Annotated in this window: 12 protein-coding genes; 5 read left to right on the forward strand and 7 right to left on the reverse strand. The window is 63.4% G+C overall.

The window, feature by feature from the left end:
* Positions 1-68: 68 nt before the first annotated feature.
* Together QQL24_RS34440 and QQL24_RS34445 are read right to left on the reverse strand one after the other, a co-directional pair.
* Complete coding sequence (locus QQL24_RS34440; RefSeq protein WP_284316842.1) at positions 69-368, reverse strand: MliC family protein; 300 nt, start codon at positions 366-368, stop codon at positions 69-71.
* Between the two features lie 16 nt (positions 369-384).
* Positions 385-795, reverse strand: coding sequence for a lysozyme inhibitor LprI family protein (locus tag QQL24_RS34445; RefSeq protein ID WP_284316843.1), 411 nt, complete (start codon positions 793-795; stop codon positions 385-387).
* Positions 796-1,024: 229 nt separating this feature from the next.
* Between QQL24_RS34445 and QQL24_RS34450 the strand changes: the two genes are divergently transcribed.
* From QQL24_RS34450 to QQL24_RS34465, 4 genes are all read left to right on the forward strand, one after another.
* The gene (locus QQL24_RS34450; protein ID WP_284316844.1) at positions 1,025-1,522 is read left to right on the forward strand and encodes a DUF2165 family protein; all 498 of its coding nucleotides are present in this window, start codon (positions 1,025-1,027) and stop codon (positions 1,520-1,522) included.
* A 452-nt stretch (positions 1,523-1,974) separates the two neighbouring features.
* The gene (locus QQL24_RS34455) at positions 1,975-3,969 is read left to right on the forward strand and encodes an autotransporter assembly complex protein TamA (protein WP_284316845.1); all 1,995 of its coding nucleotides are present in this window, start codon (positions 1,975-1,977) and stop codon (positions 3,967-3,969) included.
* Positions 3,969-8,273 (forward strand): translocation/assembly module TamB domain-containing protein, encoded by a 4,305-nt coding sequence (locus QQL24_RS34460; protein ID WP_284316846.1) that lies wholly within the window; start codon positions 3,969-3,971, stop codon positions 8,271-8,273. The genes QQL24_RS34455 and QQL24_RS34460 overlap by 1 nt, the downstream gene beginning before the upstream one ends.
* A gap of 221 nt (positions 8,274-8,494) precedes the next feature.
* On the forward strand, positions 8,495-8,650 hold the full coding sequence (locus QQL24_RS34465; protein ID WP_284316847.1) for a hypothetical protein: 156 nt from the start codon (positions 8,495-8,497) through the stop codon (positions 8,648-8,650).
* Positions 8,651-8,955: 305 nt separating this feature from the next.
* Here the strand turns inward: QQL24_RS34465 and QQL24_RS34470 are convergent, their stop codons facing one another.
* The 5 genes from QQL24_RS34470 to QQL24_RS34490 all read right to left on the reverse strand — a co-directional run bounded on the left by QQL24_RS34470 (position 8,956) and on the right by QQL24_RS34490 (position 11,440).
* Positions 8,956-9,192, reverse strand: a complete 237-nt coding sequence (locus tag QQL24_RS34470) for a hypothetical protein (RefSeq protein WP_284316851.1) — start codon at positions 9,190-9,192, stop codon at positions 8,956-8,958.
* A gap of 110 nt (positions 9,193-9,302) precedes the next feature.
* Positions 9,303-9,512 (reverse strand): cold-shock protein, encoded by a 210-nt coding sequence (locus QQL24_RS34475; protein WP_284316848.1) that lies wholly within the window; start codon positions 9,510-9,512, stop codon positions 9,303-9,305.
* Positions 9,513-9,786: 274 nt separating this feature from the next.
* The gene (locus tag QQL24_RS34480; protein WP_284316849.1) at positions 9,787-10,539 is read right to left on the reverse strand and encodes a glucose 1-dehydrogenase; all 753 of its coding nucleotides are present in this window, start codon (positions 10,537-10,539) and stop codon (positions 9,787-9,789) included.
* Between the two features lie 74 nt (positions 10,540-10,613).
* Complete coding sequence (gene mobB, locus QQL24_RS34485) at positions 10,614-11,141, reverse strand: molybdopterin-guanine dinucleotide biosynthesis protein B (RefSeq protein WP_284316852.1); 528 nt, start codon at positions 11,139-11,141, stop codon at positions 10,614-10,616.
* Positions 11,141-11,440 (reverse strand): sulfurtransferase TusA family protein, encoded by a 300-nt coding sequence (locus QQL24_RS34490; RefSeq protein ID WP_431310807.1) that lies wholly within the window; start codon positions 11,438-11,440, stop codon positions 11,141-11,143. Before QQL24_RS34490 ends, mobB begins: the two co-directional genes overlap by 1 nt.
* Before the next feature lie 38 nt (positions 11,441-11,478).
* Between QQL24_RS34490 and mobA the strand changes: the two genes are divergently transcribed.
* The gene (gene mobA / locus QQL24_RS34495; RefSeq protein WP_284316850.1) at positions 11,479-12,099 is read left to right on the forward strand and encodes a molybdenum cofactor guanylyltransferase MobA; all 621 of its coding nucleotides are present in this window, start codon (positions 11,479-11,481) and stop codon (positions 12,097-12,099) included.
* Positions 12,100-12,256 lie beyond the last annotated feature (157 nt).

The raw sequence follows: 12,256 nt of genomic DNA on the forward strand, positions 1-12,256 counted from the left end.
AACCTCAATCTTCCCGGTCGCTTCCGAATGGACAACCTCCTGAAAGCTCACATCTAGTGACCGCGCCTCTAGCGCGTCTTGCAGGTCACGGTATTGCCACCCCGCGTCAGCGTGGCGCCGCGGCCCTTGATCCAGAACTCAGTGGACTGGTCCGTATAGCGCCCGCCATCGGCTGACATCGCCTGTGGCAGGGTGAGGGGCGGGGGGCCGCGGCCGAAGGAGAGCATCGCACTGCCAGTGCCTCGATTGTCGAAGGCCGCGACGATCCGGGTTCCGTCGGAACAGCGATAGCGAACGCCCGGACCAGCCAGCGCGGAGAGTGGACAGGCAAGGCTCACAATAGCTGCGAAAACATAAAGGCGCTTCATATCTGCCTCCGATTTTTCAGAACGGGCCATGCGAGGCGATGCTGTCCATCACCGTCGAGAGGGTCTGGATGCGTGCCTTATAGGCGTCCGTGATGCAGGCAACATCCGTCCCGCACTGGTTGCGGGTCTTCAGCCATTGCCGCTGCGCCTCGCCGATATCGCCGCGCTGGCCCATGGCGACGAGCGAAGTCACGATGCCGAAAAGTGTCGCCATGCGGGCTTCGCTCTGCCCGAGCCCGTAGTTCCGGCAGATGGTCTGCTCGCTGGGCAGGCTGGCCTTAGCGCAATCGATCGGCGCGTAGTCGGCCGCCGCTGCCGGCTGCGCCCCGACGGCGAGGCCAGCGCCGGCCAGGATGAGGATGGCGGTGGCGTGCTTCCAGCCGAGGACGACGAACGCCGTTGCGCCAGATGTCTTGCGGACTGCCATGGGGCACCTCGATCGCGGATCATTGGAGTCCTTATCAGTATGTTTTCTCCATCTCAATTCAATTGCGACGGATCATATAAGTGATCAGAAGCAAGAGGCTGTTGGAGTTTACGAATAAACGTAATAACTCTTGTCATATATATTAGAGGCGATTTCCATCAATAAGAATAGCAAATATCTTCTTGCCCGGGCCCCATCGCCTGCCGGCATCGAGAGAGGAAATGTTCACATGATCCCGGTCCGCTTGTGCAAACTTGCCTTGATCGCTGCCGCCGCTCTGTTCTTCACGCTCGTGGCCTTCGGAAATATCACCGACTATGACAGCAACTGGCAGTTCGTGCAGCACGTCCTGTCGATGGACACGACCTTCCCGAATTCCGCGATCCACTGGCGCGCGGTTACAAGCCCGACATTGCAGCACGCCGGCTACGTTGCGATCATCGCCTGGGAGGTCGTGGTCTCGCTGCTGCTTTGGGTCGGCGCGGCCCTGCTGCTCGCCAGAATCGCCGCGCCGGACTTCGACGGCGCAAAGCCCGTGGCGATTGCGGGGCTGACACTGGGGCTTTTGCTTTACGCCGTCGGATTCGTCGCGATCGGCGGCGAATGGTTCGCCATGTGGCAGTCCCAGATCTGGAACGGCCAGCAGAAGGCTTTCGATTTCATCGGCATGCTCGGCGTCATTCTTCTTGTTGCGCTTCTGCCTGACAGCAGGTCGAAGAGTGGCTGAAAACCCGGCTGGGGCATCGCAAGGGACTGCCTGATTAGGGAAAAATCCCCGGAGCCGACTTCACCGGTTGAAAGCCGCTGCAATTAACGTGTTGTAAACTTTTCATATTCCGCAAAGATAGATCTGGAAGATTTGAGCAATATATCTATTGATGGCGTTTCAGCAGGCTTTTCGAATCTGCCGGGTCAGCCTCTCTATCTACAAACGGAACGCAGTCAATCGATCAGTTTCCAACAATTAAGTGTATTGAGTCCGAATGAATAAATAATACGTTACGGAGTATCGGCCGATGAGGAAAAGAAGTTCAGCCGATTAACCAGTTCTTCATCATGATATACGGCCCCGGGTTGATCTGAACAGCCGCTTTGGCGTAAGGTCCCGATCCGGGGCGGCGCTCCCGCGGCGTGGCGTGATGAGGGCGCTGTTCTATGGCGAGGGGTGAACCAGACGGGATGGGGGGGCGTCTGCGGCTTGACCGCCTCTTACTATCGCGCCCGCAACTTGCCAAGGGGTTGGCCAAGGGACTGGCACTCTCGGTCGCCGTTATGGCGCTTGTCGCCGGGCTCAAGCCCCAACCCGCCGCCGCTTTCAAGCTCTTCGGTTACAGCTTCTTTGAGTCCGAGCAGAAGTCGACCTCGCCGGATGCGCAGCCCTATACCATCAGCGTGAACGTGAATGGCGGCGACAAGGACATCAAGGCGGCCGTCGAGGCCGCTTCCGCCCTCTACAGCGGCAAGGACGAGGTGCCGCCGCCCTCCACGCCGGCCTTCCTCTCCAAGGCCCACGCCGAATATGACCGTATCCTCGGCGCCCTCTACGCGGATGCGCATTACGGCGGCTCAATTTCCATCCTGGTGAATGGCAAGCCACTGGAGCAGATCCAGTCCGACGCGACCTTGCCCCATCCCGTGCCCGTGGTGATCAATGTCGATCCCGGCCCGGCCTTCACCTTCGGCCAGATCAGCTACGAGGGCAGGGCGCCGCCGAGCCCGGCCGATGAGAACCCCAAGATCAAGACGCCGGAGCGTCTCGGCCTGGTGCCTGGCAATCCCGCCAATTCCGATATCGTGCTCTCGGCCGAGCAGGCGATGATCGACGCCTGGCGCCGCCAGGGCTATCCCAAGGCCAAGGCCCTGCCGCGCAAGATCGTCGCCGACCATGTCAACAATCGGCTGAATGTGACGCTGGCCGTCGAGCCCGGGCGCCTTGCCCATTACGGCCAGGTCACCGTCGACGGCACCAAGGACATGGATCCGGCCTTCACGGCAAGGCAGATGGGGCTGGAGCCCGGCGGCCAATATGATCCTGCCGAGATCGAGCTTGCCAAGCGCCGCCTGCAGCATCTGCAGGTCTTCTCGACCACCAGCATCACCGAAGGCCCGATCAACAGCAACGGCCTGATGCCGCTGATGGTTACGGTGACCGAGCGCCCGCTGCATGTGTTCGGCGCTGGTGCGGAATATTCCACCACTGACGGCGCTGGCCTCAATGGCTATTGGGAGCACCGCAATCTCTTCGGTCAGGCCGAGCGCCTGCGCTTGGAGGCGAACGTTGCCGGTATCGATTCGGTGGATACCTCGAAATTTACCTATCTGGGCGGCATCACCTTCGTGAAGCCGGGCATCTGGGACCCCTTCACCGATCTCACCGCCCAGCTCCTTGCCAAGCGCGAGGTCTATGATCCCTATTCACAGAACACCTTCCGCGCCCGCATCGGCCTCGCCCATGAATTTTCCGAGCAGTTGACCGGCAAGATCGCCGTCAATGGTGAGTACGACCAGGTCGATGACCGCTTCAACAAGCGCGACCTTCTGCTCTTCAGCCTGCCGGCCGAGCTTGCCTACGATACCACCGACGACAAGCTGGAGCCGACCAAGGGCTATCGCCTCAGGGGCCAGCTCGAGCCCTTCTATGAAGCCAAGTTTGGCAATTTCGGCCTCATCAGCCGCTTCGACGGCTCGGCCTATTTCTCCTTCGATTCGATGGGCCGCTACGTCCTCGCCGGGCGTGTGGCGCTGGGCTCGGTCACCGGAGCGCCCGCCGACGAGATGCCGGACGACCGCCTGTTCTTCGCCGGCGGCGGCGGTTCGGTGCGTGGCTATGACTATCGCAGCCTGGGGCCGCGGCTCGCCGACGGCTTCATCGTCGGCGGCCAGTCGCTGGCGGAAGCTTCGCTGGAAATGCGCGTGAGGGTGACCGACTCCATCGGTATCGTGCCCTTCGTCGATGCGGGCAGCGCCTTCTCCTCCTCCTTCCCGACCTTCGATGAGACCATCACGGTCGGCGCGGGCGTCGGCCTGCGCTATTATACCAGCCTCGGCGCCATCCGGCTCGACATCGCCCGCGGCCTGACGCAGATCAACGGGCGCGTGATCGATAACGGCAGGATCAAGCGCCAGCATACGCCGCCGGCGGCGATCTATATCGGACTGGGAGAGAGCTTCTGATGCGGCGCAGGATCGCCCTTGCCATCGCCGTGGCTGCCGTGGCCCTGCCGCTCGGCCTGCGCGAGCTCGCACCCGCACGCGCGGATGACGCAAGCGACAAGTCCTGGTTCGTCTCCTATGTCGAGAACACCATCTCGACGCCCGACCAGAAGATTTCGCTCGGCCAGATCGACGGCGCCCTCTCGTCCGACGTGAAGATCTCCTCGATCACTATCGCCGACCGCCAGGGCGTGTGGCTCACCATCAAGGACGCCCATCTGGTCTGGAGCCGTACGGCACTGCTCACCGGCAAGCTTGACATCGATTCGCTGGAAGCGAGTTCGATCGAGGTCACGCGCAAGCCGAATCCGGCGCAGGGCGTGCAAGCGGCCGCGAGCTCGCAGGGCTTTTCGCTGCCGGAGCTGCCGGTGTCGGTCAAGCTCGGCAAGCTCGCCGTACCGGCCGTCAAGCTCTCGGCGGCGCTCGCGGGCGAGGACACCGTCTTCGACGTCAACGGCAATGCGCTGCTGGAAGGCGGCAAGCTCCATGCCGAGCTCCTGGTCAAGCGCATCCAGCCGCCGGGTGGCGATCTCACCTTCACCACCGATTTCGACAATGCCACGCGCCAGCTCAGTCTCAATCTGTCGCTGCAGGAGCCGCATGGCGGCTTCCTGAGCAGCATGCTGAAGGTGCCCGGCAATCCGGCGCTCGGCTTTACCATCGTCGGTTCCGGCCCACTCGACAATTTCGCAGCCGATCTCGCCCTCTCCGCCGATGGGACCAAGCTGTTCGGCGGCCGCACGACGATCGCGCAAGGGCCCGCCGGGCTGACGTTCAAGTCCGATCTCAACGGTTTGCTGGAGCGGCTGGTCGATCCGGCCTATGCCGATTTCGTCAGGGGCGAGTCGGCCATCTCGGTGGCAGGCGGGCAGGCGGCGGGTGGAGGCTATACGCTCGACCACGCTACCATCAAGTCCGGGGTGATCGACCTCGCTCTGTCGGCGGTCCTCTCGCCCGACGCCTTCCCGACCAATCTCAAGCTGGACGGCACCTTCGGCGCAGGCGACGGCCACGACATCCTGCTGCCGGGCGGGGGCGCCCATATCAAGGGCATGACCCTGAAGGCGCAGTTCGGCGATGGCGGCTGGAATGCCAATTTCGACCTGCAGAAGCTGGTGGCTGGCACGGTCCAGGCCGAAAGCGCCACCATCCAGGCCGGAGGCGATGCCCAGAATCTCGAAAACCCGCAAGGCCGCAGCCTGACCTTCAAGGTCACCGGCCATGGCGACGGGCTGAGCTCGACGGACCCCGCGCTCGCCAAGGCGCTGGGCAAGGTGCTCGACCTCACGGCCGCCGGCAAATGGCAGGCCGCCCAGCCGGTGATCATCGATGGCGTGCATCTGGCGGCCAATGCCGCTCAGGCGGGCTTTACCGGCAAGGTGGAAGGAGCCACCCTGAGCGGCGTCTACACGCTTGCAACGCCTGATATCTCGGTTTTCTCGGGCCTTGCCGGTCGCGACATGCGCGGCAAGACCGACCTTTCCGCCAAGGGCGACATCGGCCTCGCCGGCGGCGCCTTGAATCTCACCTTCGAGGGCAACGCCAGCGATGTGGTGATTGGCGATCCCAGGGCCGATGCCCTTCTCAAGGGCGCGACCAGCCTCAAGGGCGGCGTGCGGCGCGACGAGCAGGGCCTGCATTTCGAGGCGGTCAATCTCGGCAACAAGCAGTTCAACGCGTCCGCCAACGGTCTCTATGGCGCCAAGGCCATGGATTTCAAGGCGACCGCCGGCCTCACGGATATCAAGCTGGTGACGGACCGTGCTTCCGGCGCCATCGATCTCGTCGCCACGCTCAAGGGAACGGCCGAGAAGCCGGATGTCGTCGCCGATATCAACGCGCCGAAGCTGACGCTGCAGGGCAAGCCCTTCACCGACGGCAAGGCCAATTTCACCGGCAGCGTCGCGGGCCCCTTGGTCAACGGCACCTTCAATCTCTCGGGCATGCTCGATCGCATGCCGGTCCGGGCCGCGGCGGCGATCGTCACGACCGATGATGCTACCCACGAGATCAAGGGTCTCACCATGAGCGCCGGCTCCGCGCAGATCGCCGGTGATTTGGCGCTTCGGCCCGACAACCTCGCCAGCGGCCAGTTGACGGCGGCGATACCGGATATGGCCGCGATCGCGCCCCTGCTTCTGACCAAAGCCTCCGGTTCGGTTACAGCCAATATCGCGCTGTCGGTCGAGGGCACGAAGCAGAATGCCGCGGTAAAAGCGCAGGCCAAGGCACTGAAGATCGAGACCAACACTATCGGCGCCGCCAGTATCGATCTGACCGCGACTGATCTGCGAGGCGTGCCCGCTATTGCCGGCACCGTGACGGCCAGCAATGTCCAGGCCGGTTCCTTCATCCTCAACCAGCTTCAGGCCACGGCGAAATCGGAGGGCGCGAACAGCACGGCCTTCCAGGTCCAGGGCACGATGCCAAAGGGCAAGCTAGCCGTCTCCGGGGCTGTGAAGCCGGCTGCCGACGGGCTCGATGCGAGGCTCGACACGCTCTCGATGCAGCAGCAGGGCATTTCCGCTTCGCTCGCCTCACCCGTGACGATCGCTAGTCGCTCCAGCGGCGTGACCATTCCCAAGACGGTGCTGCGCATCGGGCAGGGCGGCCAGGTCGCAGTCGACGGCACAGTGGGTGATGCCATCGCCATGAATGTGGTGGTCAGCCAACTGCCAGTCTCGCTCGCCAACCTCTTCTCGCCAGGCCTCGGCGCCAGCGGCACACTGTCAGCCAATGCCAAGGTCTCCGGCAAGACAGCCGATCCCAGCGCCGAGTTCCAGGTCACCGGTGCCAACCTGAATGCCGCCGCGCTCAAGGGCATGGGGCTCTCGGCGCTGCAGCTTTCCGCCAATGGCCGCTATGCCGGCAAGACGGTGACGCTCGAGAGAGCCAGCATCACCGGGGGCGGCGGCCTCACCGTCTCGGCGCATGGCCAGGTGCCGCTGTCCGGGCCAGGCCTCTCCGTTGCTGTGCAGGGCTCGGCGCCGCTTGCCCTGGCCAACGGCCTGCTCAAAGATCGGGGCGCGCGTGCTACCGGCACCCTCACGCTGAACGCCAATGCCAGCGGCTCGGTCTCCGCACCTGTTGTTTCAGGTCAGGCCGTGATCGCGGGCGGCACGATTAGCGATCCCGATACCGGCATGAAGCTGACCGGCATCACCTCCACCGTGCGCTTCGACGGGGACCGTGCCACCATCGCCCAGTTCAGCGCCGCCACCCAGGGCGGTGGCACCATCGGCGCCAGCGGCTCGGTCTCGCTCAAGCCGGACCTGACGGCGGATCTCACCATCACCACGCGCAACGCCAAGCTGACCGACGGCGATCTCGCCACCGCGATCGTCAGCAGCGACATGACGGTGCGCGGCCCGCTGATGTCGCAGCCGGTGGTCGGGGGGCGCATCACCATCCAGCGCGCCGAGATCACCATCCCCGAGCGCTTCGCCGCCAATGCGGCGATGCTCGGCGTCAAGCATCTCAAGCCGCCGCCGGAAGTCGCCCGCACGCTCGCCAAGGCCAATCCGCCGGTGAAGGGCGGCAGGAAGGGCGGCAAGGGCGGCTCCGGCCCGAATGTCGTGCTCGACCTCACCATCGATGCTCCGGCCCGTATCTTCGTGCGCGGCCGCGGCATCGATGCCGAGCTCGGCGGCCAGATGTCCCTGAAGGGGCCGGTCTCCAACCTCGCGCCGGTGGGAGCCTTCGAGTTGAGGCGCGGCTCGCTCGACGTGATCGGCCAGCACATCGTCTTCGACCGTGGCAAGGTCACGCTGATGGGGGATCTCGATCCGCAGATCGACTTCGTGGCGATCACCAATTCCAGCTCGATCGCGGTGACGGCGCGGGTCACCGGCCGGGCTTCCGATCCGCAGATCGTGCTCTCCTCCGTGCCCGAGCTGCCGCAGGATGAGGTGATGGCGCATTTCCTGTTCGGCCGCAGCATCCAGGACCTGTCGCCGCTGCAGATCGTGCAGCTTGCCACCGCCGTGGCCCAGCTGGCGGGCGGTTCGTCGGGGCCGGATCTGCTCGGCAGCATCCGCAAGTCCACCGGTCTCGACAATCTCGGCGTCGTCACCGATTCCTCGGGCAATGCCGCCGTGCAGGCCGGCCGCTATATCGGCGACAACATCTATCTCGGCGTCACGACCGGCGTGGGCGGGCAGACGGACGCCACCGTCAATCTCGACGTTACCAAGAACCTCAAGCTGCGTGGCCAGGCGGGCACAGACGGTTCGAAGGCCGGGATCTACTACGAGCGGGAATATTGAGGAGAGATTTCGCCCTTTATGGGTGATCACTCCCACTGCGGCGGTATATATCTGTGGTTCGGGCCATGGGGCCGTTACGCTCGTTGCGCCGGCTAATCCCGTCGTGGGATGCGCCGAGCGGCTCTGGTCAGTGCGACATACGCTGAGACGTACCTATTTCTCGCCGGCTGTATCCCAAGAGCTGAGGTTCGGCGAAGTCTGGCATGTGGTAAATAAACTGCATGACCGACATCAATCATTCCAGCGCATCTGAGCGCGTCAGCTACGTCATCGTCCTCGCTTTGATAGCGCTGGCCCTGGCCAGTGTTGCCTGGCTGGTGTTTCGCGAGACGGGGCATTGGCTGCCCATCAGCCTGTCGGGTTCGGGCGAGGTTTGAGTTAGGCCGAGAGGGGAGGCCCCCCGTCAGAGTCACAACTGTCTGAGTAGGACAATAATAAAACAGCTACTCCGAGGGCTCTGACGGGGATAGGCATGACGCATGAGGCGTTATGATGGATATTCCAGCCCAGCGTGACATCCTCCCTGAAGGAAGTGACGTCGCGCCGGGAAATCCTGTATCGAGGGCTAGAGCAAAGCGCGTTCAAGCGTGAACGCTTCTTTGCTCTAGCTCTTTGTTTCGACGCGTCTTTGCGATTCTTGCCGATTCCGTCAAATCGCAAAACGCTTTGACCAAGCGCCGAACTATGACTTGCGGTTGCGCTTCGGGATTGCCCGCTTTGGACCCTCGCTCACGGGTGGACGCTCCGGTGTGCCGACTGCTTCCCGCGCCAATCTCGCTTGGCGCAAGCGCTCGGTCTTGGCCGCCCGGATCGCGAGTTCATCATCCAGGATTGCCCGGGCGACCTTGTTGGTCTCTTCGTGCCTGGCCTCCATGCGCGGAAGCTTGGGTACGAAACGAATGTCAGCCATGCGTGACATAACGGTCCTACTCCAAAACAAAAAAGGCCGGGCAAGCCCGACCTTCTCGATAAGCGCGTCAATGGCCCGTGCCAGTACATCCGTGGTCAAGGGCCATCAGCGCCACATAATTACTCAGCGCGGAGATTTTCGGCCGCGTTCTTGCCGCTGCGGTTATCCCGCACAACGTCGAAGGTGACCTTCTGCCCCTCGACCAGACCGCGCAGACCGGAACGCTCCACAGCACTGACGTGGACGAAAATATCCGCTCCGCCCTGGTCAGGCTGAATGAATCCAAAACCCTTGGTGGAATTGAAGAATTTTACAACACCGGTGTTCATGACGATTTCCTTTCAATCGAACATAAGAGAATCCTCGCCGCGCAGAGTGCCCGGCAAGTTTTTGAGATCGAAGTTGAAAGAGGAAGATCGTCAGCGCGACTGCGGCGCAGAAAAAGTTCGACAGCAAAATCGACGAAAACTACCATAGACGTTAATTGAGTGGAGATCAAGGCACGGCTATAACGTCGCGATCATTTCCTGGTTTCGTCATTATTTTTGCTGTCGCTATTCCATCCGTCTCCGTCAATTAGGAGAGCACGCATGGCGCCTTCGGCTAACGACCCCCCGATACCCTGAGAATGGAGCCCGTCACATAGCTCGCCGCGTCCGATAGCAGATACATTACGGCATCGGCGATCTCCTCGGGCTTGCCGATGCGCTGCATCGGGATCGACGGCCTGATGCGTTCGACACGTCCGGGATCGCCGGTGCTGCGGTCATGGATCTCGGTCTCGGTCATGCCCGGTGCCACCGCATTTACGCGCACGCCCTCCAAGGCGAGCTCCCGGGCCATGCCGATGGTCAGACCGTCGACAGCGGCCTTCGAGGCGGCATACCAGACATATTCGCCAGGCGAGCCGATATGGGCTGCCACCGAGGAAATGTTGACGATGGAGCCCCCCGGGCCGCCGAGACGGGTCGACAGGCGCTTGGCCGCCTCGCGCGCCACCAGGATGGCGCCGGTCACGTTGAGGTCGATCGTCTCGCGGATCACTTGGGGGTCGATATCGGTGAGCCGGCCCGAACGCCCGGTAATGCCGGCATTGTTGACCATGTGGGTGAGCTGCCCGAACTCGTCCGTCGCGGCGAAGAGGGCGGCAATATCGGCTTCATCGGCCATGTCGCCGGCCAGCACCAGAGCACGGGCGCCGGCCTTGTGCACGGCGTCGGAAACCTGCCCGGCGGCCGCATGGTCGCTGCGGTAGTTGATGACGAGATCATAGCCGGCTTCCGCCGCTTTCAGGCAGATGGCCGCGCCGATACCCCGGCTTCCGCCGGTGACGAGAAGAAGGGGGCGTTTCGACATGATCTCAAATTCCTTGTGTCAAATGGCGTGGATGATGGTGCGCCGCCATCCTTTTCATGACGATGGTAGCAGCATCAGGGCCGGCTGCCAGAAGCTGCAATCTCCTGGTCGATCGGGACGGCCTCCCGGATCACCCAGTCGGCGATAGCAGCGATGTCGTCGAGGTCGAAGCGCGGCACGGGGAAGGGGCCGGGCGCGTCGGTGGCAATGGCACGGATATAGGGATCATCGGGATGGATGAAGGCCTTGTCGACCGCCACGCGGTGGATCTCGATCTTGGGATGGGGATCGCGCTTGAAGCCCTCGACGATCACGAGATCGACCGGCGAGAGGCGCTTGAGCAGTTCCGCCAGCGGCGGCTCGGGCGCGCCGCGCAGTTCGTGCATCAGGGCGAAGCGATGGGCGGAGGAGACCAGGACTTCCTGCGCGCCCGATTCCCGGTGGATGTAGGAATCCTTGCCGGGTTTATCGACGTCGAAAGCGTGATGGGCGTGCTTGACGGTGGAGACCGTCAGGCCGCGGCGGCGCAGCTCGGGAATGAGAGCGGCGATCAGGGTCGTCTTGCCGGCGCCGCTCCAGCCCGAAAGCCCCATCAGACGCATCATGGCCTCGGCGCCTTGCGCAGATGATACGCAGTGAAGCCCTCGCCCTTATGGTGGCCTTCATAGAGGTCGCCCGTCTCGCGGGTGAGGTTGGGAAGGTCGATGGCCGCCATCGGGTCGGTGCATTCCAGGATCAGCAGCGCGCCCGGCCTCAGCCGGGCCAACTCCTTCTGGGCGCGCAGCACCGGCAGCGGGCATTTCAACCCGCGCAAATCGAGGCGAAGCGCTTCATCGAAGGGAGGAGGAGGGGCGGTGGCGGGCATCGCCAAGGCTGTAGCCGTCCCGATGACGGCGTTCAACCTTTGTCTGCACGCTGCGACGCAGGCATGATGGCGACATGACACCGATCAACGACGCAATCATGGGCCTGATCCTCGCCGGCGGCTTGTCGCGCCGCATGGGGGGAGGCGACAAAGGTCTTTCCCGGCTGGGCGAGGACACCATCCTCGATCGCATCGTCGCGCGCATGAGGCCGCAGGTGGAGGCGCTCTTCCTCAACGCCAATGGCGATCCCGGCCGCCTGGCGAAGCTTGGCCTGCCGATCCTGGCGGATACGCTGCCCGATTTTCCAGGCCCTCTTGCCGGTGTGCTGGCTGGCCTCGATCACGCGGCGCAGGCTGGCTTCGCGGAGGTCGTGGTCGTACCCTGCGACGCGCCCTTCCTGCCCGCCGATCTCGTGGCCCGGCTTCGAGGTATGGCCGGCGGGAAGGGCGGTGCCGTCACCATCTCCGGCGGCAGGCGCCACCCGACCGCGGCGCTCTGGCCGGTGCATCTGCGGCAGGCCCTGAGGACCGCGCTGGTCGAGGAGGACCAGCGACGGGTCGAGACCATCCTGCGGCGGCAGGGTTTCATCGAGGTGGAGTGGCCGGTCGAGCCTTTCGATCCGTTCATGAATGTCAACGATCCGGAGGGCCTGGCGCAGGCGAGGGCATTACTGGAGCGCTGGCCGCAGGCTTGAGCGGAGTGGCGGTCTCCGACCGCCATCTTGGAACCAGCACGGATAGCAGAAAACAAAAAATGGCAGTCAGAGACTGCCACTCCAAATTGCCCTCCTGCAAGAAACTGGCCTTGCTCCCATGTGAATGCTAGAAGCGCGGCGGTGTACAGGAGTTGCC

Source organism: Labrys miyagiensis (genome assembly GCF_030160835.1).
Taxonomy (GTDB): domain Bacteria; phylum Pseudomonadota; class Alphaproteobacteria; order Rhizobiales; family Labraceae; genus Labrys; species Labrys miyagiensis.